22 protein-coding genes are annotated in these 21,644 nt (G+C 67.4%); 18 read left to right on the top strand and 4 right to left on the bottom strand.

Annotated elements, in window-relative coordinates; translation table 11 throughout:
* Nucleotides 1–7: 7 nt before the first annotated feature.
* From HMPREF2886_RS28655 to HMPREF2886_RS28665, 3 genes are all read left to right on the top strand, one after another.
* Nucleotides 8–1,120: a CdaR family transcriptional regulator gene (locus HMPREF2886_RS28655; RefSeq protein ID WP_039027152.1), complete on the top strand. Its 1,113-nt coding sequence runs from the start codon at nt 8–10 to the stop codon at nt 1,118–1,120.
* Nucleotides 1,121–1,278: 158 nt separating this feature from the next.
* Nucleotides 1,279–2,637, top strand: coding sequence for a GntP family permease (locus HMPREF2886_RS28660; RefSeq protein ID WP_015503357.1), 1,359 nt, complete (start codon nt 1,279–1,281; stop codon nt 2,635–2,637).
* 41 nt (nt 2,638–2,678) lie between these two features.
* Nucleotides 2,679–3,824, top strand: coding sequence for a glycerate kinase (locus tag HMPREF2886_RS28665; RefSeq protein WP_042167452.1), 1,146 nt, complete (start codon nt 2,679–2,681; stop codon nt 3,822–3,824).
* Here the strand turns inward: HMPREF2886_RS28665 and HMPREF2886_RS28670 are convergent.
* Nucleotides 3,803–4,045 carry a hypothetical protein gene (locus HMPREF2886_RS28670; protein ID WP_033969389.1) on the bottom strand — a complete coding sequence of 81 codons (243 nt, stop codon included), beginning with the start codon at nt 4,043–4,045 and terminating at the stop codon, nt 3,803–3,805. The genes HMPREF2886_RS28665 and HMPREF2886_RS28670 overlap by 22 nt on opposite strands.
* Before the next feature lie 187 nt (nt 4,046–4,232).
* Here HMPREF2886_RS28670 and HMPREF2886_RS28675 point away from each other — a divergent pair, with 187 nt between their 5' ends.
* The 11 genes from HMPREF2886_RS28675 (at nt 4,233) to HMPREF2886_RS28725 (ending at nt 13,705) form a co-directional block, all read left to right on the top strand.
* Entirely contained in the window at nt 4,233–4,697 is a 465-nt protein-coding gene (locus HMPREF2886_RS28675; protein WP_003082056.1) for an outer membrane lipoprotein, read from the top strand.
* 328 nt (nt 4,698–5,025) lie between these two features.
* Nucleotides 5,026–7,827: a monovalent cation/H+ antiporter subunit A gene (locus tag HMPREF2886_RS28680; protein ID WP_033969386.1), complete on the top strand. Its 2,802-nt coding sequence runs from the start codon at nt 5,026–5,028 to the stop codon at nt 7,825–7,827.
* Nucleotides 7,827–8,165, top strand: a complete 339-nt coding sequence (locus HMPREF2886_RS28685; RefSeq protein WP_003082068.1) for a Na+/H+ antiporter subunit C — start codon at nt 7,827–7,829, stop codon at nt 8,163–8,165. The genes HMPREF2886_RS28680 and HMPREF2886_RS28685 overlap by 1 nt, the downstream gene beginning before the upstream one ends.
* Complete coding sequence (locus tag HMPREF2886_RS28690; protein WP_070748841.1) at nt 8,162–9,661, top strand: monovalent cation/H+ antiporter subunit D; 1,500 nt, start codon at nt 8,162–8,164, stop codon at nt 9,659–9,661. The genes HMPREF2886_RS28685 and HMPREF2886_RS28690 overlap by 4 nt, the downstream gene beginning before the upstream one ends.
* On the top strand, nt 9,658–10,182 hold the full coding sequence (locus HMPREF2886_RS28695; protein WP_003082074.1) for a Na+/H+ antiporter subunit E: 525 nt from the start codon (nt 9,658–9,660) through the stop codon (nt 10,180–10,182). The genes HMPREF2886_RS28690 and HMPREF2886_RS28695 overlap by 4 nt, the downstream gene beginning before the upstream one ends.
* Nucleotides 10,167–10,436, top strand: a complete 270-nt coding sequence (locus HMPREF2886_RS28700) for a K+/H+ antiporter subunit F (RefSeq protein WP_003082079.1) — start codon at nt 10,167–10,169, stop codon at nt 10,434–10,436. The genes HMPREF2886_RS28695 and HMPREF2886_RS28700 overlap by 16 nt, the downstream gene beginning before the upstream one ends.
* Nucleotides 10,433–10,780 carry a Na+/H+ antiporter subunit G gene (locus HMPREF2886_RS28705; protein ID WP_003082083.1) on the top strand — a complete coding sequence of 116 codons (348 nt, stop codon included), beginning with the start codon at nt 10,433–10,435 and terminating at the stop codon, nt 10,778–10,780. The genes HMPREF2886_RS28700 and HMPREF2886_RS28705 overlap by 4 nt, the downstream gene beginning before the upstream one ends.
* 113 nt (nt 10,781–10,893) lie before the next feature.
* A complete protein-coding gene (locus HMPREF2886_RS28710) occupies nt 10,894–11,799 on the top strand; it encodes a DMT family transporter (RefSeq protein WP_033976628.1) in 906 nt (301 codons plus the stop codon).
* A 10-nt stretch (nt 11,800–11,809) separates the two neighbouring features.
* The gene (locus HMPREF2886_RS28715) at nt 11,810–12,907 is read left to right on the top strand and encodes a PLP-dependent cysteine synthase family protein (protein ID WP_033976629.1); all 1,098 of its coding nucleotides are present in this window, start codon (nt 11,810–11,812) and stop codon (nt 12,905–12,907) included.
* Between the two features lie 10 nt (nt 12,908–12,917).
* Complete coding sequence (locus tag HMPREF2886_RS28720; RefSeq protein WP_033969380.1) at nt 12,918–13,439, top strand: GNAT family N-acetyltransferase; 522 nt, start codon at nt 12,918–12,920, stop codon at nt 13,437–13,439.
* Nucleotides 13,436–13,705, top strand: coding sequence for a hypothetical protein (locus HMPREF2886_RS28725; protein WP_042929513.1), 270 nt, complete (start codon nt 13,436–13,438; stop codon nt 13,703–13,705). The genes HMPREF2886_RS28720 and HMPREF2886_RS28725 overlap by 4 nt, the downstream gene beginning before the upstream one ends.
* Before the next feature lie 30 nt (nt 13,706–13,735).
* Here the strand turns inward: HMPREF2886_RS28725 and HMPREF2886_RS28730 are convergent, their stop codons facing one another.
* A complete protein-coding gene (locus tag HMPREF2886_RS28730) occupies nt 13,736–14,401 on the bottom strand; it encodes a COG3650 family protein (protein WP_003082099.1) in 666 nt (221 codons plus the stop codon).
* Between the two features lie 94 nt (nt 14,402–14,495).
* On the opposite strand from HMPREF2886_RS28730, the gene HMPREF2886_RS28735 reads away from it, so the two are divergent.
* A complete protein-coding gene (locus tag HMPREF2886_RS28735) occupies nt 14,496–14,894 on the top strand; it encodes a DUF488 domain-containing protein (RefSeq protein WP_003116310.1) in 399 nt (132 codons plus the stop codon).
* A 10-nt stretch (nt 14,895–14,904) separates the two neighbouring features.
* Here HMPREF2886_RS28735 and HMPREF2886_RS28740 read toward each other — a convergent pair whose 3' ends face one another.
* Entirely contained in the window at nt 14,905–15,504 is a 600-nt protein-coding gene (locus HMPREF2886_RS28740) for a short chain dehydrogenase (protein WP_033976630.1), read from the bottom strand.
* A gap of 105 nt (nt 15,505–15,609) precedes the next feature.
* On the opposite strand from HMPREF2886_RS28740, the gene HMPREF2886_RS28745 reads away from it, so the two are divergent.
* The 3 genes from HMPREF2886_RS28745 to HMPREF2886_RS28755 all read left to right on the top strand — a co-directional run bounded on the left by HMPREF2886_RS28745 (nt 15,610) and on the right by HMPREF2886_RS28755 (nt 20,864).
* The gene (locus tag HMPREF2886_RS28745) at nt 15,610–16,524 is read left to right on the top strand and encodes a LysR family transcriptional regulator (protein WP_003082110.1); all 915 of its coding nucleotides are present in this window, start codon (nt 15,610–15,612) and stop codon (nt 16,522–16,524) included.
* A 98-nt stretch (nt 16,525–16,622) separates the two neighbouring features.
* On the top strand, nt 16,623–18,533 hold the full coding sequence (locus HMPREF2886_RS28750) for an ATP-binding protein (protein ID WP_073649516.1): 1,911 nt from the start codon (nt 16,623–16,625) through the stop codon (nt 18,531–18,533).
* 36 nt (nt 18,534–18,569) lie between these two features.
* Nucleotides 18,570–20,864: a tetratricopeptide repeat protein gene (locus HMPREF2886_RS28755; protein WP_033969375.1), complete on the top strand. Its 2,295-nt coding sequence runs from the start codon at nt 18,570–18,572 to the stop codon at nt 20,862–20,864.
* Nucleotides 20,865–20,940: 76 nt separating this feature from the next.
* Here the strand turns inward: HMPREF2886_RS28755 and HMPREF2886_RS28760 are convergent, their stop codons facing one another.
* On the bottom strand, nt 20,941–21,642 hold the full coding sequence (locus HMPREF2886_RS28760; protein WP_003086389.1) for an ABC transporter ATP-binding protein: 702 nt from the start codon (nt 21,640–21,642) through the stop codon (nt 20,941–20,943).
* Nucleotides 21,643–21,644: the final 2 nt, after the last annotated feature.

A 21,644-nucleotide genomic window follows, 5' to 3' on the forward strand; every position in this document is an offset into this window, starting at 1 on the left:
ATCCTCCATGTTCGAACTGGATTCGACGCTGGCGCAGCACATCGTCGATCGGGCGATGGCGATCCTGCCGCACAACATCAATGTGATGGATGCCCAGGGCATGATCATCGGCAGCGGCGATCCATCGCGCCTGCATACCCGCCACGAAGGGGCGCAACTGGTGCTGGCCAACCGGCGGGTGGTGGAAATCGACGAGCAGGCCGCCGCCTGCCTGCGCGGGGTGCGGCCAGGGGTGAACCTGCCGTTGCTGCACGCCGAGCGGCTGGTCGGCGTGCTCGGCATCACCGGCGCGCCGGAGGTGGTCCGGCCCTATGCCGAGCTGGTGCGGATGGCAGCGGAAATGCTCATGGAACAGCGCCAGATGCAGGACGAGCGACACTGGCAACGCCAGCGTCACGAAGCCTGGCTGCGCCAGCTGCTCGATCCCGGCCACGGCCTCGGGGCACTGGCGGCCGATGCCGAACACCTGGGACTGGCCATGCACTGGCCGCGCCAGGCGCTCTTCCTGGAGCTGCCCGAGCATGCCGATCCGCTGCCTTGCCAGGCTCGCCTGCTGGCGGCACTCGGCGGCCGGGCGGAGCACTGGAGTGCGGCGCTGGGCGAGCGCCTGGTGTTCTGGTGCCGGCCGGTAGCCCACGCACATGCGCTCGAGCACTGGCTGGAGCGCGCCGATGCGCGCGGCTGGGGCGTGGCACGCCTGTGTGCCGGCGACCCGGCGCATGACCTGGCCGAGCTGCGCGCCTCGGCCTGCGCCGCACGTGACTTGCTGGACTATGCGCGCAGCCGGCTGCCCGGTCGGCGGGTCGTGACCCTGGACGGACACCGCCTCGCCAGCCTGCTGTTCAGCCAGCGCGACAGTTGGCAGGTGCGGCAGCTGCTGGCGCCCTTGCAGCGGTTGCTCGACCACGATCCGCAAGGTTCGCTGGCCGCTACCCTGGAGTCCTGGTGCGCCCATGACGGGCACGCCCAGGCCTGTGCCCAGGCGCTGGGAATCCATCGCAACAGCCTGCGCTACCGACTGGAGCGCATCGCTTCGATCAGCGGGCTCGATCTCGCTCGCCTGGAGCACCGCCAGCAATTGTTGCTGGGGCTGCAATTGCTCGTTCCGCGCCGCGGGTAACGGGCGATCAATCGATTCACTGTGCAGTCGCACAAAATGTTCCCCTTCCAGCGCCGTCTTCCTCTGGCCGTTGCACAAGGCGTGTCCGGTCCCGACGGAGCGAAAATGACCCGCCCCTGGGCGCCCATCCCACACCCATAACAACAAGGAGGCGGCTCATGACCCTGGTCCTGATCCTGCTGGCGTTGATCGCCTTTATCGTCCTGTCCACCACGCGACTCAAGCTGCACCCGTTCCTCGCCCTGCTGGCGGCCGCGCTGATCGCCGGCTTCGCCTACCAGGTACCCACGGCGGAAATCGTCAAGACCGTTACCGGCGGCTTCGGCAGCATCCTCGGCTACATCGGCATCGTCATCGTGCTCGGCACCATCATCGGGGTGATCCTCGAGCGCAGCGGTGCGGCGATCACCATGGCGGAAAGCGTGATCCGCCTGCTCGGCGAACGCTTCCCGACCCTGACCATGTCGATCATCGGCTACCTGGTGTCGATCCCGGTGTTCTGCGATTCCGGCTTCGTCATCCTCAACTCGCTGAAGAACGCCCTGGCGGCGCGGATGAAGATATCCACCATCGCCATGAGCGTGGCCCTGGCCACCGGTCTTTACGCCACCCACACCTTCGTGCCGCCGACCCCGGGTCCGATCGCCGCGGCCGGCAACCTCGGCCTGGACGCCAGCCTTGGCCTGGTGATCGCGGTCGGCCTGGTGGTCGCCTTCGTCACCGCGATGGCCGGCATGTGGTGGGCCAATCGCTTCGTCGGCAAGGACATTCCCCTGGTCGACGACGGCCAGGTCGTCCAGACCGAAGAGGATTTCAGCGAGCTGCGTGCCCGCTACGGCAAGCTGCCCAGCGCGACCCAGGCGTTCGCGCCGATCTTCGTACCGATCCTGTTGATCTGCCTTGGCTCGGTCGCGGTATTCCCGAGCAAGCCGCTGGGCGAGGGCGTACTGTTCGCCTGCCTGAACTTCCTCGGTCAACCGGTGATCGCCCTGCTGGTCGGCCTGGCGCTGGCCTGCACCCTGCTCAAGGGCCAGAGCAAGCGCGAGGAATTCCATGAGCGCGTGGTGGAAGGCATCCAGTCGGCCGCGCCGATCCTGCTGATCACCGGCGCCGGCGGCGCCTTCGGTGCGATGCTGAAGATCACTCCGCTCGGCGACTACCTGGGCAGCACCCTGTCCGCGTTGGGCATCGGCCTGTTCATGCCGTTCGTGGTGGCGGCCGCGTTGAAGACCGCGCAGGGCTCGACCACCGTGGCGCTGGTCACCACCTCGGCGCTGGTCGCTCCGTTGCTGCCGCAGCTCGGCCTGGACAGCGAGATGGGCCGGGTGCTGACGGTCATGGCGATCGGTGCCGGGGCGATGACGGTGTCCCACGCCAATGACAGCTTCTTCTGGGTGGTCACCCAGTTCAGCCGCATGACCGTATCCACTGCCTATCGCGCCCAGACCTTGGCGACCCTGGTCCAGGGTATCGCCGGTATGCTCGCGGTATGGCTGCTCAGCCTTGTGCTGCTCTGATTGAAGCGGGGCCGGGGACTCCCGGCCCTGCGAGGTGACTGATGAAAATCGTGATTGCTCCTGATTCGTTCAAGGAAAGCCTGTCCGCGCTCGACGTCGCCGAGGCTATCGCCCGCGGCTGGCGGCGAGTTTTCCCGCAGGCCGAGGTGTTGCTGCGGCCACTGGCGGACGGCGGCGAAGGCACGGTCGATGCGGTACTCGCCGCCACCGCCGGCGAACGTCGCGAATGCCGGGTCGAAGGCCCTCTCGGTGAGCCGACCCTGGCGCACTGGGGCTGGCTGGACGACGCCACCGCAGTGATCGAAATGGCTTCCGCCAGCGGCTTGCACCTGGTCCCGCGCGACCGCCGCGACGCCACGCGCAGCAGCAGCCGAGGCACTGGCGAGCTGATCCGCGCGGCACTGGACGCCGGGGCGCGGAAGATCATCCTCGGCCTCGGCGGCAGCGCTACCAACGATGCCGGCGCCGGTCTGCTGGGCGCGCTCGGCGTGCGTTTCCTGGCTGCCGACGGCGAGGAACTGGCGCCCGGCGGCGCCGCGCTGGCGGGCCTGCACAGTCTCGACCTGGGCGGGCTGGATCCGCGCCTGGTGGATGTCGCGGTGGAAGTCGCCGCAGACGTCGACAACCCGCTATGCGGGCCGCGCGGCGCGTCGGCGGTGTTCGGTCCGCAGAAGGGCGCCAGCGCCGAACAGGTGGCGCAACTGGATGCCGCCCTGGCGCATTTCGCCAAGGTGGTCGCGGCGACCCTGGGCGAGGACTTCAGCCGGGTGCCGGGCGTCGGCGCCGCCGGTGGCCTGGGTTTCGCCGCGAGGGCATTCCTCCGCGCGCGTTTCCGCCCAGGCATCGAACTGGTGGCGGAGCTGGCCGGGCTGGCCGATGCGCTGGTCGGTGCCGACCTGGTGCTGACCGGCGAGGGCCGCCTGGATGCGCAGAGCCTGCACGGCAAGACCCCGGTGGGCGTGGCGCGGATCGCGCGCCAGGCCGGCGTTCCCGTGGTAGCCCTGGCCGGCAGCCTGGGCGACGGCTACCAGCGCCTGCACGACGCCGGCATCGATGCGGCTTTCAGCCTGGCGCCGGGACCGATCAGCCTGGAGCAGGCCTGTGCCGGAGCGGCGGCGGAACTGGAGGCGCGCGCCGAGCAGATCGCCCGGCTCTGGCGCCTGGCTCAGGCTTCGCGGGAAGGGTAGTCGGCGGCGGCACGCTCCAGCCAGGCCGGCAGGTCGCGCCGCTTCACCTTGCTGGTCTTGGCCTCGGCCAGTCGCCGTAACAGATAGTCACGCTTTTGCGGGTCGTCGCCGGCGAATGACAGCGCCAGGTCGCGGTCCATCCAGCGGCGGATGCGCCAGTAGATCCACCAGTGGAAATACAGGCCGGCGGCGGTGGTGACGACGATGATGAAATAGTCCATGGCTGTTCCTTCTGCGGGCGCTCACCCTAGCCGATCGGTCCCGCCGATGAAAGCGGGAGGGTTCGGTCGAAACTGAACGAACCTGTACCATTGCTGAATCGATTCGATTATCTCGCGCCGGCCAGGTGACAGGAGCGGCTACGGGAGAGTCTAATATTCGTCAGTTATCCCTTTCGGAGATGCCGTTATGCGCAAGTCTGCCTTGATCGTTGCTTCCTTCACCGCCATGGCCCTGGCTCTTGGCGGCTGCCAATCCAGCCTCACCGGCGATACCTACAGCCGTGAGGAAGCCCGTACCGTGCAGACTGTACGCATGGGCACCATCCAGGCCTTGCGCCCGGTCAAGATCGAAGGCACCAAGACCCCGATCGGTTCCATCGCCGGTGCCGGCGTCGGCGGTGTCGCCGGCAGCGCGGTGGGCGGCGGCAAGGGTAGCTACGTCGCGGCCATCATCGGTGCCGTCGCTGGCGGCCTGCTGGGCGCGGCTACCGAAGAAGGCCTGACGCGCACCCAGGGCGTCGAGATCACCGTGCGCGAAGACGACGGCAGCACCCGCGCCTACGTCCAGCAGGTCGACCAGGGCCAGATCTTCCGCGTCGGCGAGCGCGTGCGCATCCTGACCGTCAACGGCACCAGCCGCGTCGCCCACTGATTCTTCCCACGTTATCCCGCGGCCGGCATTTCGCCGGCCGTTTTCGTTGTAGCGCCGAACCACTGCCGGCGTTGGCTTGCTAAGCTTCAAGTCGTTGCCGTTGCAGAGTTTTTTTCGGCTTTCCGGCAGTCGGAACGCCTGAATTTTGTAATAATTCAATCCATGACGTTCGTTCGATAGATTGCGATAATCGTAGTTCCGTCGCGCCGCGCCTGCCGGTGGCCGATGGGGCTTCGAGCTGCTGGCGATACGGCCGCGCACCGACAACCGCGGGGAAGCACCGCCGGCCAGGCATGCCGGGGGCTCCGCCATCGAAGAGGAGTAGCCCATGATTCTGGCGCTGATCATCGCGCTACCGTTCATGGGGGCGTTGTTGCCCCTGCTTGCCGAGCGTGGCGGCCGCACCTTGTGCGCGGCGTCCGCCGGCGTGGCGCCGCTGATCGGCCTGATCCTGTTGCTCGGGCAGCGCGGCACGGTGTTCGCCGGGCAGACCCTGACCGCCAGCTATTCCTGGCTGCCGGAAATCGGTATCAACCTCAGCCTGCGCCTGGATGGCCTCGGTTTCCTCTTCGCCCTGCTGATCCTCGGCATCGGCCTGCTGGTGATCCTCTACGCCCGCTACTACCTCTCCGAACAGGAGCCGATGGGGCGTTTCTTCGCTTTCCTGCTGCTGTTCATGGGCTCCATGCTCGGCGTGGTGCTCGCGGAAAATCTCTTGCTGATGATGCTCTTCTGGGAGCTGACCAGCCTGTCCTCGTTCCTGCTCATCGGCTTCTGGGGTAGCCGTTCCGACGCCCGCAAGGGTGCGAGGATGGCCCTGACCGTTACCGGAGGGGGCGGCCTGGCGCTGCTGGCCGGGGTGCTGCTGCTCGGCCACATCGCCGGCAGCTTCGAGCTCACCGAGGTCCTCGCGGCTGGCGAGCTGATCCGCGCCCACGCCCTGTATCCGCTGGTGCTGATACTGATCCTGCTCGGCGTGTTCACCAAGTCGGCGCAGTTTCCCTTCCATTTCTGGCTGCCCCACGCGATGGCGGCGCCGACCCCGGTTTCCGCGTACCTGCATTCGGCGACCATGGTCAAGGCCGGCGTATTCCTGCTGGCCCGGCTGTATCCGGCGCTGGCCGGCACCGAGTGGTTCTTCTACCTGGTCAGCCTGAGCGGCCTGGTAACGCTGTTGCTGGGCGCCGGCATGGCACTGTTCCAGCATGACCTGAAGGGGCTGCTGGCCTACTCGACGATCAGCCACCTGGGCCTGATCACCCTGCTGTTCGGCCTCGACTCCCCGCTGTCGAACGTCGCCGCAGTGTTCCACATCATCAACCACGCGACCTTCAAGGCCTCGCTGTTCATGGCCGCCGGGATCATCGATCACGAGACCGGCAGCCGCGACATGCGCCTGATCAACGGGATGTGGAAGTACCTGCCGCATACCGCGGTGCTGGCCATCGTCGCCTCCCTGGCGATGGCCGGGGTGCCGCTGCTGAACGGCTTCCTCAGCAAGGAGATGTTCTTCGGCGAAACCCTCAGCCAGAACCTGCTGGGCAGCTTCAACTGGCTGGTGCCGGCGGCGGCGACCCTGGCCGGCGTGTTCTCGGTGGCCTATTCGCTGCGTTTCATCCACGACGTGTTCTTCAACGGCGAGCCGGCCCGATTGCCGAAGTTCCCGCCCCACGAGCCGCCGCGCTACATGAAGGTACCGGTGGAGATCCTGGTGTTCCTCTGCCTGTTGGTCGGCATGCTGCCGGCCTACACCGTGGCGCCGCTGCTGGCTGCCGCCGCCAGTGCCAGCCTTGGCGGGCAACTGCCGGAATACAGCCTGGCGATCTGGCACGGTTTCAACCTGCCATTGCTGATGAGCGTGGTGGCGCTGGTTGGCGGTGTGTTGGTCTATGTTCTGCGCAAGCCGCTGTTCAACTGGTATGCCGGATTGCCGGAGGTGGACGCCAAGCTGGTCTTCGAGCAGCAGGTGCAACGCGCGGTGGCCCTGGCCGCGCGCCTGACCGCCTGGCTGGAGAACGGGTCGCTACAGCGTTACCTGGCCTGGCTGCTGGGCGCGGCGTTGGTCGTGGTGGCGGTCGAGCTGGCGCCGCTGGCGAGGCTGACCGGCTCGCGCGGCCTGACCCCGCTGGACGGTATCACCGCCCTGGGCATGCTGGTGCTGGCCTTCAGCGGCCTGGCCACGGCGCTGTTCCATCGCATGCGCCTGGTCGCGCTATTGATCCTCAGCGTCGCCGGCCTGCTGGTGGCCCTGGCCTTCGCTCGCTTCTCGGCCCCGGACCTGGCGCTGACCCAGCTATCGGTGGAAGTGGTGACCATGGTCCTGCTGATGCTGGCGCTGTATTTCCTGCCCTCGCGCACTCCGGCGGAGTCCTCCAGCCTGCGCGGCTTGCGCGACGTGGCACTGGCCGGCGGGGTCGGCATGCTGGTGGCGCTGTTGGCCTACGCGGTGCTGACCCGGCCCTACGAGAGCATCGCCGGATTCTTCGTCGAGAACAGCGTCTCCGGGGGCGGCGGCTACAACGTGGTCAACGTCATCCTCGTAGACTTCCGTGGTTTCGATACCCTTGGCGAGATCAGCGTGCTGGCGATCGCCGGCGTAGGCGTCTACGCGATGCTCGCCGGTTTCGCCCTGCACAAGCCGACCTGCGACCCACAGGGCCGCAACTGGGCCCATGCCAAGCATCCGCTGATCCTGGAAACCCTGTCGCGGGTGTTGCTGCCGCTGGCGCTGCTGATCTCGGTGTTCATCTTCCTGCGCGGCCACAACCTGCCGGGCGGCGGCTTCATCGCCGGCCTGGTGACTGCCATCGCCCTGGTGCTGCAGTACATCGCCAGCGGCTCGCAGTGGGTCGAGCAGCGCCTGCCGCTGAATTATGCGGCCATGGCTGGCACCGGAGTGCTGATCGCCGGGCTCACCGGGCTCGGCAGTTGGCTGTTCGGCTATCCGTTCCTGACTTCCGCGTTCGGCCACTTCGAGTTGCCGCTGATCGGCGAGATCGAGCTGGCCACGGCGATGCTGTTCGACCTCGGCGTGTACCTCACCGTGGTCGGCGCCGCGCTGCTCATCCTGTCCTACCTCGGCAAGCTCAGCCTGATGCCTGAACCCGTCGCACAAGAGGAGGCGCTCTGATGGAGGCCCTGTTCGCCATCACCCTCGGCCTGCTCACCGCCAGCGGCGTCTACCTGCTGCTGCGGGCGAGGACTTTCCCGGTGGTGCTCGGTCTTACGCTGATCTCCTACGCGGTCAACCTGTTCCTGTTCGCCATGGGCCGGCTCGGCGGCAGCGTCGCGGTGATCGGCACTCCCGGGGAGTATGGTGATCCGCTGCCGCAGGCGCTGGTGCTGACCGCCATCGTCATCGGCTTCGCCATGACCGCCTTCGTCGTGGTCCTGGCCCTGCGTGGCCTCGGCGACCTCGGCAGCGACCACGTAGATGGCCGTCCGGACGAGGAGGAGCCGCGCCCATGAGCCATTGGCTGATCCTGCCGATCCTGGTCCCCCTGTTTGCCGGCAGCCTGCTGCTGTTGCCGCTGGCCGAGCGCTGGCAGCGCGGCCTGTCGTTGCTCGCGGCGCTGGCACTGATCCCCCTGAGCCTGCTGCTGATACGTACGGCCGCCAGCGGCGACCTGAGCGTCTATGCCCTGGGCAACTGGGCCGCGCCGTTCGGCATCGTGCTCATGCTCGATCGTCTCGCCGCCCTGATGCTGCTGGCCACCGCGGTGCTCGGCAGCGCCGCGCTGATCTACGCGCTGCGCGGCGACGACCGCCTGGGCAAGCATTTCCACGCGTTGTTCCAGTTCCAGCTGCTCGGTATCAACGGTGCCTTCCTGACCGGCGACCTGTTCAACCTGTTCGTGTTCTTCGAGATACTCCTGATCGCCTCCTACGCGTTGCTCCTGCATGGCGGCGGTGCGGAGCGGGTACGCTCGGGCCAGCACTACGTGATCCTCAACCTGGTCGGCTCGGCGTTCTTCCTGATCGCCGTGGGTACCCTGTATGGCCTCACCGGCACCCTGAACATGGCCGACATGGCGCAGAAGATCGCCATGGCAGATGCCGAGCGCGCGCCGCTGCTGGCGGCAGCCGGGCTCCTGCTGCTGGTGGTGTTCGCCCTGAAGGCGGCGCTGTTGCCGCTGTACTTCTGGCTGCCGCGCGCCTATGCCGCGGCCAGCGCGCCAGTGGCGGCGCTGTTCGCGATCATGACCAAGGTCGGCATCTACTCGATCCTGCGGGTCTACACGCTGGTCTTCGGCGATGCCGCCGGCGAGCTGGCCAACCTGGCGCAGGCCTGGCTCTGGCCGCTGGCCCTGGCGACCCTCGGCCTGGGCGCGATCGGTGCCTTGGCGGCGCGGACCCTGCAAGGCCTGCTGGCCTACCTGGTGGTGGTCTCCGCCGGAACCCTCCTGGCTGGCGTGGCGTTGGGCAGCGAGCGGGCGCTGGCGGCGTCGCTGTACTACCTGCTGCACAGTACCTGGATCGCCGGTGGCCTGTTCCTGCTCGCCGACCTGGTCGCCCGCCAGCGCGGCGACAAGGCCGGCGACCTGGTCCAGGGCCCGGCGTTGCAGAACCCTCGGTTGCTCGGCGGGGCTTTCTTCATCGGCGCCATCGCCGTCGCCGGTCTGCCGCCATTGTCGGGGTTCTTCGGCAAGGTCATGCTTTTGCAGTCGGTCGCTCCCGGCAGCCAGGCGCTGGCCCTGTGGAGCGTGGTACTGGGCAGCGGCCTGGTGGCGCTGGTGGCGTTGAGCCGGGCCGGCAGCACGTTGTTCTGGCGCACCGGGCATACCGTGCTCGGTAGCGCCGAACTGGACCACGGCCGCTTGTTCGCCTGCATCCTGTTGCTCTCCGCCGGCCCGTTGCTGGTGTTCGCCGCGAAGCCGCTGCTGGCGTACGTTCAGGCCACCGCGGCGCAGTTGCACGACCTCGACCTGTATCGCCAGATCATCATCCGCGGAGGTGCCGCATGATCAGCCGTTCGTTGCCGCGTCCGCTTCTTCGCGTACTGCCTCATCCAGTGCTTAGTGTCCTGCTGTTGCTGGTCTGGTTGCTGCTGGTGGATTCCTTCGCCATCGGCCACTGGCTGCTCGGCGCCTTCCTCGGCGTGTGCATTCCGCTGCTGACCAACCGCCTGCTGGTCGGGCGCAGCCAGGAGTGGCATCCGTTGCTGCTGCTGAAGCTGCTGGCGCTGGTGATGTGGGACATCCTCGTCGCCAACATCCAGGTCGCCCGCCTGACCCTCGGACCGATCGAGCGCTTGCGTCCGGCCTTCGTCGAGGTGCCGATCGAGCTGGAGAACGACCTCGCCATCAGCGTGCTGGTGAGCATCGTCTCGCTGACCCCGGGGTCGGTGTCGTCGGACCTCAGCGACGACCGCAAGACCCTGCTGGTGCACGGCCTCGACGTGCCGGACAAGGCGGCGCTGATCGCCGAGATCAAGCAACGCTACGAAGCGCCGCTGAAGGAGATCTTCCCATGCTCGCTTACGTGATCCCGCTGTGCCTGGCGCTGCTCGGCCTGGCCCTGTTGCTGACCCTGGCGCGCCTGGTCAAGGGGCCGTGCCTGCCGGACCGGGCGCTGGCGCTGGACACCCTCTACGTGAACGCCATCGCCCTGCTGGTGCTGTACGGCATCTGGCGCGACAGCGACCTGTTCTTCGAGGCGGCGCTGCTGATCGCGGTGCTCGGCTTCGTCGGTACGGTGGCGGTGGCCAAGTACATGCTGCGCGGAGACATCATCGAATGACTGGCGAACCCCTGAGCCTGTGGCTGGAAATCATCGTCTCGGCGTTCCTCCTGCTGGGCAGCGCCTTCGTTCTGATCGGCGCGATCGGCCTGTACCGCCTGCCGGACTTCTTCATGCGCCTGCACGGGCCGACCAAGGCCACCACCCTCGGGGTCGGCGGGGTGATCGTCGCCTCGCTGATCTATTTCTCCAACCGCCAGGCGGGCATCAGCCTGCACGAATTGCTGATCAGCCTGTTTCTCTTCATCAGCGCCCCGGTCAGCGCCTACATGCTGGCCAAGGCCGCGGTGCTGCAGCAGTTGCCGCTGGAGAAGAAGACTCGCGGCAAGCCCTGGGAGCAGTGAGGCCCGGCGCAACAGTTTTGCCCGCTTTCTGTGTCTGTCGGCGCGGCTAGTCGGCTGCCTATACTGGGAGTCCTTTTTCCGGCGCCGCGGCGGCGCCCGTGGTGGAGATTCCCTTGACTCGGACGCGCTGGTTCGCCCTGGCCTGCCTGATCCTGGCGATGGCGCTGTGGGGCAGTTCGTACGTGGTGCTGAAGGTCGCTTTCCGCGAACTGCCGCCGCTCTGGGTGATCTTCGGTCGCATGGCCCTCGGCAGCCTGGTGTTCCTCGTCGCCTGGCGCTGGCGCGGACGCATCGACTACCGCCCAGGCGACTGGAAGTACCTGCTCGGCCTGGCCGTCTGCGAACCCTGCCTGTACTTCCTCTGCGAATCCTTCGCCCTGCAATACACCAGCGCGGCCCAGGCCGGGATGATCACCGCGCTGCTGCCGTTGCTGGTGGCGGTGGGGGCCTGGTTGTTGCTGCACGAGCGGATCGGCCGGGTGACCTGGATCGGCTTTGGCCTGGCGGTGCTCGGTTCGATCTGGCTGAGCCTCGCCGGCGAGCCCGACCTGCACGCGCCGCAGCCGCTGCTGGGCAACTTCTTCGAACTTCTCGCGATGCTCTGCGCCACCGGCTATACCCTGTTGCTGAAGCACCTGTCGGCGCGCTACTCGGCATTCGCCCTGACCGCCATGCAGGCCTTCGTCGGCACGCTGTTCTTCCTGCCGCTGGCGCTGGCCAGCGCCGACCTGCCGAGCCAGCCCAGCGCTCTGGGGATCCAGGCGGTGGTGTATCTCGGCGTGGTGGTCACGGTGGGCGCCTACGGCCTGTACAACTTCGGCGTCGGTCGACTGCCGGCCAGCCAGGCCTCGGGCTTCATCAACCTGATCCCGGTCTTCACCCTGGTATTCGCCGCGCTGTTCCTCGGCGAAACCCTCAACGGCCCGCAGATGCTCGCTGCCGGCCTGGTCTTCATCGGCGTCGCCATCAGCCAGTGGCGCAGCGCTCCGCCGCCGCCTCCGGCCGGCGTCCTGAACTGAAGGAGTTTCCATGACCGTCGACCACCGCCAATGGGCCCGCGAGGCGATCCGCATCATCGAAGCGGATTTCCAGCGCAGCGCCGATACCCATTTGATCCCCCTGGAGACTCCCGGCCTGCCAGGCGTCGAACTGTACTTCAAGGACGAGTCCAGCCACCCCACCGGCAGCCTCAAGCATCGCCTGGCGCGCTCGCTGTTCCTCTATGCGCTGTGCAACGGCTGGCTCAGGCCGGCCGCGCCGGTGATCGAGGCATCGAGCGGTTCCACGGCGATTTCCGAAGCCTATTTCGCACGCCTGCTGGGCCTGCCCTTCATCGCCGTGATGCCGGCCAGCACCTCGAAGGAAAAGATCGCCCAGATCGCCTTCTACGGCGGCCAGAGCCACCTGGTGGAGGACCCCACCCAGATCTACGCCGAGTCCGAACGCCTGGCGCGGGAAAGCGGTGGCCATTTCATGGACCAGTTCACCTATGCCGAGCGCGCCACCGACTGGCGGGCGAACAACAACATCGCCGAGTCGATCTTCCAGCAGATGCGCCACGAGCCGCACCCGACCCCGGCCTGGCTGATCTCCAGCCCCGGAACCGGCGGCACCCTGGCGACCCTGGGCCGCTACGTGCGCTATCGCCAGCACTGCACCCGGGTACTCTGCGCCGACGCCGAGCGTTCGGTGTTCTTCGACGCCTATGTCAGCGGCGACCGCGGCCTGACCCTGGATTGCGGTTCGCGGATCGAGGGCATCGGCCGGCCAAGGGTCGAGGCATCCTTCCTGCCGGAAGTGATCGACGCGATGGTCAAGGTGCCGGACGCCTGGTCGCTGGCGGCCATGCATTACCTGGCCCGGCGCCTGGGGCGGCGGGTCGGCGGTTCCAGCGGAACCAACCTGATCGGCGCCCTGGTGGCCGCACGGCAAATGGTGGCGGCTGGCGAGAAGGGCTCGCTGGTGGCGATTCTCTGCGACGGCGGCGAGCGCTATGCGACCACCTATTACGATCCGGTCTGGCTGGCCAGGCAGGGCTATGCGCTGGAACCCCTGGTCGAGGCGCTGGCTGCCTGCATCGAGCGGGGCGTGGCGTTGCCCGACGGGCTGCTGGTGGCTGGACTTTGAGGGAGTGGATATGCACCGTTTGCGAGCTGCCGAAACCGGCGATATCGAGGCCATGACCGACCTGTTGCTGAGCCACGGGCCGAATCCCTGGAACCATTTGCCGGAGGAGGGGGTACGTGCGCATCTGCGAGCCATCGCCGACGGCGAGGTACGTGCCGTCCTGGCCGAGCGCGACGATCGGCTGCTGGGGTTCGTCAGCTTCCGTCGCACCGAGGATTTCGCCCATTACCAGCCGCAGCGTGCCGATGCGCCGCGGGCCTACATCTGCGAGGCGGTAGTGCATCCGGCGGCGGCCGGCCAGGGGCTCGGCAGCGCGATGCTGGAGGCGGTGCTGGCCCAACTGGCCGACGAAGGCATCGAGGATGTCTATATCGATCGTCACGAAGAGAACCGGGCGTCGGCGGGAATGATGCGCAAGGCCGGCTTCGTCGAGCTGGAAACATACGCCGATCCGGCGCGGCGGCCGAACGGCTCGGGGCGCTCGACGGTGTGCCATCGCAATCTTTCCCTCCAGCGCAGAGCCGTGCGATGAGTTTCATCCGCCTCAAGGTGCGTGCCGCCTTCATGGTCCACGGCTACGACGCGGACAACCGGGAAGACGCGGACAACCGGGAAATCGTCGAGCAGATCGGCGAGGAACGCTTCGTCGAGAAACTGCTGCGCATCGAACGGATCCAGTCGATCAGCGAGAAATACCTGCTGGTCAGCGCCTCCCACGGGCGCGTCGCCTACTGGGAATACGAGGGCGGCCTGACGGCGCTGCGGCGGCGCCTGGAGCAGGCCGGACTGCTCTTGTAGGGAAGGGCCGCCGCTGCGCGGCCCCTCGCTTCACTTGCCCAGTGCGCCCGGATAGGCGCAGCCGCGCAGCGTCTCGCCATCGATGCGCAGTTCGGCGGAGTAGCTGCTGAAGGCGCCGCTCATGCTGTCGGTGCAGGACGACGGGGCGATCCACAGTTCGACCTTCTTGCCGTTCGCCTCGCTGGAATAGCTGGTGCTGCCGTTCGGCAGTTCCTCGGCGACGTAAGGCAAGGCCAGGGTCTCGTGTTCGGGGCGGTCCAGGCGCAGGCCCTGGTTGTTCACCCTGGCGCTCCAGAAGGGTTCGTTGCCGTTGGCGGCGAAGGTCAGCAGCTTGAAGTTCGGGTCGTCGCAGCCGGGACCCTCGTTCTGCACGCGGTACAGTCGGCTGACCTCCAGCTTGCCGTCGGTACCGCGGACCTTGGCCGGTCCCATGGTGCCGCGCAGGTCGACGAACAGGCCCTGGGCGCCGTCGTCGAACAGGCTGTCGGCTTCGCGGCGAAGGCCGGTATTGGCCACGTCCTCGATGCTGAACAGGCGCTTCTCGGTACAGGGGCGGAATTGCAGCGCGCCGTTGATCTTCACCAGTTCGCCCTGGAAGCGGGTGTCTACACTGGTGCTCGGCGATTCGGGCTTCCACACCTGGCAGGCGGCGAACAAGGGGAGCAGGCTGTAGACCAGCAGACGGGCAGGGCGCATAGGGAAGACTCCATCGAAAATGCGCCCACGTTACCGAGCGTCCGGGCCTGGCTCAAGTCCGGATCGGATTTCATCGCAACCAGGGAGTCGATCGATGATCCAATGCAAGCGTGTATACGAACCGGCGTCGCCCGCCGATGGTCGGCGCGTCCTGGTGGACCGGCTGTGGCCGCGCGGCATCCGCAAGGAAGCCCTGGCCATGGACGACTGGCTGAAGGACGTGGCGCCCTCCAACGAGGTACGCAAGCAGTTCTGCCACGATCCGGCACTCTTCGACAGCTTCCGCGAACACTACCGCGCCGAGTTGCAGGCGCACCCGGAACATTGGTGGGGCCTGCTCGACAGCGCTCGGGAGGGCACCTTGACGCTGCTCTATGGCGCCCACGACCAGCAGCACAACAATGCCGTGGTGCTGGCCGAGTTCCTCGAGGAAGAGCTGGACCGCCAGCAGCCCGGCAGTTCGCCGACCTGCTACGCCGACCGCCTCTCCTGAGAAATATCGCTTACCAGATGCGATACACCTGGCCGGTCTGCGCGCCTTCCACGCTGCGTGCGTAACCCAGCGCGGCGTCCGCCACCGGAACCGGCTTGAAGCCACGGAAGTAGGGCGCGTAGCCGGGCAGCGCCTCGCTGACCACGGTCGGGCTGACGGCGTTGATGCGCAGGCCGCGCGGCAACTCCAGGGCTGCGCCGCGGACGAAGCCCTCGACGGCGCAGTTGACCATGCTCGCCGAACTGCCGAAGCGGATCGGCTGCTCGGCGAGCACGCCGCTGGTGAGGGTGAAGGAGCCACCGTCGTTGGCGTACTCGCGGCCGAGCAGTACCAGGTTGACCTGGCCCATCAGCTTGTCGCGCAGGCCGAGCTGGTATTGCGCCTCGCCCATTTCCTCCAGGGCGCCGAAGTGTACCTTGCCGACCGCGGCGACCAGCGCATCGAAGCGACCGGTCTTCTCGAACAGGGCGCGAATGGAGTCCGCGTCGCTGATGTCGACCTGGAAGTCGCCGCTGCTGTGGCCTACACGGACGATCTCGTGGCGCTCGCCGAGTTCTTTGTCGATGCCCTTGCCAAGGGTGCCGCTGGCGCCGATCAGGATGATTTTCATACAGGCCTCTCGTTGCGTGAAGGTGAGTGGTTTCCAGTGTAGAGTCGCTTTTGTCATGGATAATCCTGTCAATCGACAACCTACCGTTTTCATAGGGAAACAATCGTGAAGGACCTGGACGATCTCGCCGCCTTCGCCGTACTCCACGACCTGGGCAGTTTCACCCGCGCCGCCGAGCGCCTGGGTTGCAGCAAGGGCCAACTGTCGAAGCGCATTGGCGTCCTCGAGCAGAAGCTCGGCGTGACCCTCTTGCACCGCACCACCCGCCGTCTTTCGCTGACCGCCGCCGGCGCCGCGCTGCTACCCGAGGCGCAGGCCTTGCTGGTGCAGGCCGAGCGCGCGCGGCAGGCTGTGGCGCGCCTGCAGGAGCGAGCGGAAGGACGGGTGCGGGTGACCCTCCCGGTCTCGTTGGGCGAGACCCTGTTCGATGCGCTGCTGGAGGACTTCCAGGAACGCCATCCGCTGCTGCGCGTCGAGCTGGACCTGTACAACGGCCTGCGCGACCTGGTTGGCGAGGGCTTCGACCTGGCGATTCGCTCTGGGGTCGAGCAGGACGCCCGGCTGGTGGCGCGGCCGCTGTTCGTCCTGCAGGAAATCACCTGCGCCAGTCCCGCCTACCTGGCGCGACACGGCGAGCCGCAACGCCCGGCGGAGCTGGCCGAGCGTGAGTGCCTGCTGAACTCGCACTACAGTGGCCACGAGGAGTGGCTCTATCACCGCCACCATCGGCTGGAACGGGTACGGGTTGCCGGCTTTCTCGCCAGCAACCACTACAGCCTGTTGAAGAAGGCCGCGCTGGCCGGCACCGGCATCGCCCGGCTGCCGTCATACATGGTCCACGACGAACTGGGCGACGGCCGCCTGGCCTGGTTGCTGCGCGACTACCAGACGCGCAGCACGCCGATGTTTCTCGTCCATCCGTTCCAAGGCGGCCTGCCGCGGCGCACCCAGGTACTCGCCGATTACCTGCTCGACTGGTTCGAGCGCAGCCGGCGACAATTGATCGGACTGGAGGGTTGAACATTTCGCCGCGACGCGGCTCTATTGCACTCCGGACCGCTTCCATGCGGCCTGAAGCTCATCGCGGGCACGCCGTTGCACAAGGATCGTGGCGGAACGTGGCAGAATCCCGCACCGGACCGCTCGCGAGCGAGCGGACGCCATTCATCGAACGCTTGGATAGGGACATGCAAAGCAGCTTTCCGCAATCGAACACTCCCCAGATCCGTCGCGCCGGAGTCGACCTCAACGGCGTGATGTCGGTGCTCAGCAAGCACCTCTATTCCACGCCCACCGTGGCGTTGCGCGAGCTGGTGCAGAACGCCCACGACTCGATCCTCCGTCGCCGCCTGGAGCAGCCCGACTGGCAAGGGCCGTCGCGAATCGAGGTGATCGGCGACAGCGCCAGCAACACCGTGCGCATCGTCGACACCGGCGCCGGGCTCACCGAGCACGAAATCCACGCCTACCTGGCCACCGTCGGCGTCGGCTACACCCGCGGACTGCGCCAGTCCGGGCACGAGGACAGCGGGCTGATCGGCATGTTCGGCCTGGGCTTCCTCTCCGCCTTCGTCCTGGCCCGCCGGGTCAGCGTGCGGACTACGTCCTACCAGCAGCCGGAACTGGGCTTCTGCTACGTCTCCAGCAACGCCGAGCAATACAGCGTGACGCCGATGCCGGCGCGCCCGGTAGGCACCGAGATCACCCTCGAACTGCAGGACGAATACAGTGCGCTGACCCAGGCCGCGCGCCTGCGCGAGATCCTCGAACGCTACTGCGTGCTGCTGCGCGAGCCGATCCACGTCGGCGGCGACGCCCAGCCGATCAACCCGGAGCCGCCGCCGTGGCGGCTGGCCGCCGACGCGGCACTGCATCCGCTGCAGCAACGGCGCCGCGACCTGGAGTTCGCCGCACGCTTCGAGCACGACTTCGAGCCGATCTGCTGCCTGCCGGTGCGCCCGGACGAGCGGGTCGATGTGCAGGGGCTGCTGTGGATCCAGGACGGCGGCACCTATGGCACCAGCGACAACCGCAATCTCTCGGTATTCCTTCGCGGCATGTTGCTCGACGATGACGCCCGCGACCTGCTGCCGTCCTGGGCCGGGTTCGTCGGCGGGGTGATCGAGTCGAACCGCCTGACGCCCACCGCCAGCCGCGAGGACCTGCAGCGTGACGACCATTACGCGGCGATCCAGCATGCGCTGGCCGAGGCGCTGATCGCCGGGCTCGGCGAGGTGGCCCGGCAGCAGCCGGAGGCCTGGCGACGGGTCCTGCTGCGGCACAACGAGGCCCTGCTGGGGGCGGCGTTGTGCGACGAGCGTCTGTTCGCGCTGATGATGGACAGCCTGCGCGTACCCACCTCCCAGGGCGACCTCCCGGCCTCCGAACTCCTTTCGCGCGGAGCGGTGCATGTGCTGCTGGACAACGACAGCGGCTTCGAGGAAATGCTGTTCCGTGCCATGGGCGTACCGGTGGCCCATGGCAATCGCTATGCGGTGGTACCCTTCCTCCGTCGCTGGGCGCAGGCCAAGGGGATGCGCCTGGTGGAGCTGGGCACCGAGCAGGGCAACCGCCAGTTGTTCCGCCTCGACCGACTGCCCGAGCGCGAGACCGGCTGGCTGGCCGAACACCTGGGCGGCGCCGAGGAGCAACTGGTGATCGCCCGCTTCAGCCCCGAGGAGCTGCCGCTCGTGGTGGTGCCCGACCGCGACGCCGAACTCAAGCGGCGTCTGGAGGACGACGAGGCCGACAAGCGTATTTCCACCGCGGCGTTGCGCCTGGCCCGGCAGTTCACCCGCAAGCTCGACAATCGCCAGCCGAGCCGGCTCTACGTCAACCTCGACAATCCGGCGGTGCAGGCGCTGCTTGCGGCCGTCGGCGAGGAACGCGGCGAAGCGGCCCATGCGGCGCTGCTGCTGCGCTCGTTCAAGGTGATCATCGCCGGACAGGGACGCGGCCAGCCCGCGACCTCGCTGAACCAGGCCCTGGCCGGACTCGCCGATTCGGTGAAGCGCCTGCTGGGGCAATAAGAAAATTCGCAACACGCCTGATGGAGACTGAAGCATATGGATATCTGGAACTGGGTGGAGAAGCTCCGCGCCGACCTGCGTGAGGCCGGCCAGGAGCAGAGTGCGCGGCTGATCGACGAACTCACCGCGTACGTCTGCGACCTCGAGGTGGAGCGCGCCGAGGCGCTGTTGCCGGAGGTCAAGGCGCTGAGCCGGACGTTGAACAACCCGTGGCTGGAAATCTTCGTCCGCCACTGGGAAATGCGTAACCGGGTCGGCAACCAGCTGGAGGGCGAGACCGCCCTGGCCGACGCCGTTTCCCTGTTCGAACTGGCCAATCGCGACGACACCCAGGCCTGCCCGCAGTCGGTCTGCGTGACCCAGGACCTGGCGTCGTGCTACGCCAACGTCGACGGCCCGGGTTGGGTGGAGGAGCGCATCGAGGTATGCGACGAGACCCTGGCGCGGATCGACCCGACCTGGGCCTGCTTCCACTGCCTGAGCAACGAGAAGGCCGAGGCGCTGCTCGACGACGGGCGCGGCGAAGACGCCCTGGCCTTCCTGGCCGAACAGGAGAAGAAGATCCTCGCCGCCGGCGAGGAGGTGTTCGACAGTCTCCTGGAGATGCGCGTGGCGATCCTGCTGAACCTGGGGCGCGCCGAACAGGCGCTGGCCCTGATCGGCGAGATGGAGGAGAAGGTCGAGGGCGCGGAGTGGAACAACATCAGCCAGCCGCGGCGTCTGTACAAGGCCCACGGCCTGGCGTTGCTGGGGCGCGACGAGGAGGCCCTGGAGGCGCTGCTGCCGTTCTCCGAGATTGCCCCGCGCTACCGTACGATCTGGCTGCGCGCCGTCTACCTGCTGCTGCAACGGACCCCGGAGCGCAACACCTGGGACTTCGGCGGGCGCCTGCAGCAAATGCTCGAACACTACTCGCAGAAGGGCGCGCACCGGGTGGTCATCGATGTTGCCAGCCAGGCCGTCCGCCTCGCGTTGCAACGCGGTTCGGTATGGAGCGCCAGGCGCCACCTGGCGCTGGCCGAACAGCATGCTCAACAGTTGCAGCGCGACCGGGGCGCCAGCCAGTTGCTCGCCGGGTTGAGAGAGGAGATCGATGCCGCGCCGCAGCAACAGGAGCTGCCGGTGCCGGCTGCGGAGTTGCTCGACTGGCTGGCTGCGCAGGGCAGCGAAGACGCGCCGCGCAACCCGGAAAAAGAAGTGCAGTGGCTGCTCCAGGCGCTGGCCGAGCGGCCCGACGACACCGCCTTGCGCGAAGTGGCCGCCTCGGCGCTACAGGCCTGCTCCGCTGACGACGAGGCCATCGACCTGCTCTGGGAGTACGTCGAGCGCCACACCGACGAGGAGCAGCAACTGGCCTACTACCTGCTCAATGCCTTGCTGGCGCGCGGCGAGTACGACCAGGTCAAGCGCCTCGGCCGGCTCTACGCCGACAGCGTGCCGCTGATCGCGCTGTGGAGCGAAGTCAAGCTGGCCGAGAAACTCAACGATTGGCCGGAGCTGGAGCGCGCCTGCCAATCGGTGCTGGAAATTTCCCCCGGCTCGCTGGGAGCACACAGCCTGCTGGGTAAGGCGCTGATGGAGCAGGATCGCTTCGCCGAGGCGGCGCTGGCCTACCAGCGTCTGGCCGGCAAGCTGGAGGAGCCGCAGTCGGTGCAGTGGGACCAGATGACGGCCGCCAGCGCCGCGCGCGACTGGACGATGCTGCGCGAGGTCGCTGCCGGCATGGGCATGGAGTTCGCCGCCGGCGACGGACCGATCGAGGAAGACTGGGGCTGGGTGATCGTCCGCTACATCGAGGATGGCGAAGCGCTCGACTACTACGCCCGGCGCACCGGCCCGGTGACCGCGCGGGTCCTCGAGAACGCGCCGGGCAACCGCAGCCAGCGGGTCGGTGACTGGGTGGTGTTCGACGCCGGGCTGATCTATCCGGCTCCGGAAGACGAGGAGGAACGCAAGCGTTTCGTTCCCACCTATGCGGTGGTGCACGTCCTCGAGAGCGGTGGTTACTCGCCGAGCTGGCTGGTGGACGGCGTGTATCCGGGCGACGAGGCCTTCGACGCCTTCCGCGAAAGGCTCGACGCGCGCGGCTGGAAGGTCTGGGTGCACAGCAACCGCGACTACCAGGTCACCGATGCCAGCAGCGGCGAGGAACTGCGGGCGATCTACTTCACCGTTGCGACACCCGCGCAGCAGGCGCCGCGCGACCTGCACCAGGCGTTGCAGGAGGCCACCGGGCAATGGCCGCACCGCATGTGCTGGCTGCGCCTGGCGGAAGCGGCGGAGGTCGACACCCAGCCGCACCTGGACGCTATCGAGCGCTACGGCCTGTAGCCGGTACGCCTCGGCATAAAAAAACGGCCCGTGAGGGCCGTTTTCGTAGGTGCTGAAGTCTCCGGCGGGACGGTGCTCAGCCGCCGAGGTAGGCGTCGCGCACCTTCGGGTTGGTCAGCAGGGCGGCGCCGGTGTCGTGCATGACGATCCGGCCGTTCTCCAGCACGTAGGCGCGATCGGCGAGCTTCAACGCCTGGTTGGCGTTCTGCTCGACGAGGAACACGGTGACGCCTTCGCGACGCAGCTGCTCGATGATCTCGAAGATCTGCTGGATGATGATCGGCGCCAGGCCGAGCGAAGGTTCGTCCAGCAGCAACAGCTTTGGCTTGCTCATCAGCGCGCGGCCGATGGCGAGCATCTGCTGTTCGCCGCCGGACATGGTCCCGGCGCGCTGTTCGTAGCGTTCCTTCAGGCGCGGGAAGAGTTCCAGCACCTTGTCCATCTGCACCTGGTAGTCGTCCTTGTCGGTGAAGAAGCCGCCCATCGCCAGGTTTTCTTCCACCGTCAGGCGGGAGAATACCCGGCGGCCTTCCGGGACCACCGCGATGCTCTTGCGCATGATGGTGGAGGAGGGCAGGCCGACCAGTTCCTCGCCTTCGTAGCGGATGCTGCCGCTGGCCGCCTGCGGCGAGCCGCAGAGCGTCATCAGCAGGGTCGACTTGCCGGCGCCGTTGGCGCCGATCAGGGTGACGATCTCGCCCTTCTTCACTTCCACGCTGACGTCGTGCAGCGCCTGGATCTTGCCGTAGTAGGTGGAAACCTTGTCGAAACTCAGCATGC

This window comes from Pseudomonas sp. HMSC066A08 (assembly GCF_001813025.1).
Classification (GTDB): Bacteria; Pseudomonadota; Gammaproteobacteria; order Pseudomonadales; family Pseudomonadaceae; genus Pseudomonas; species Pseudomonas aeruginosa.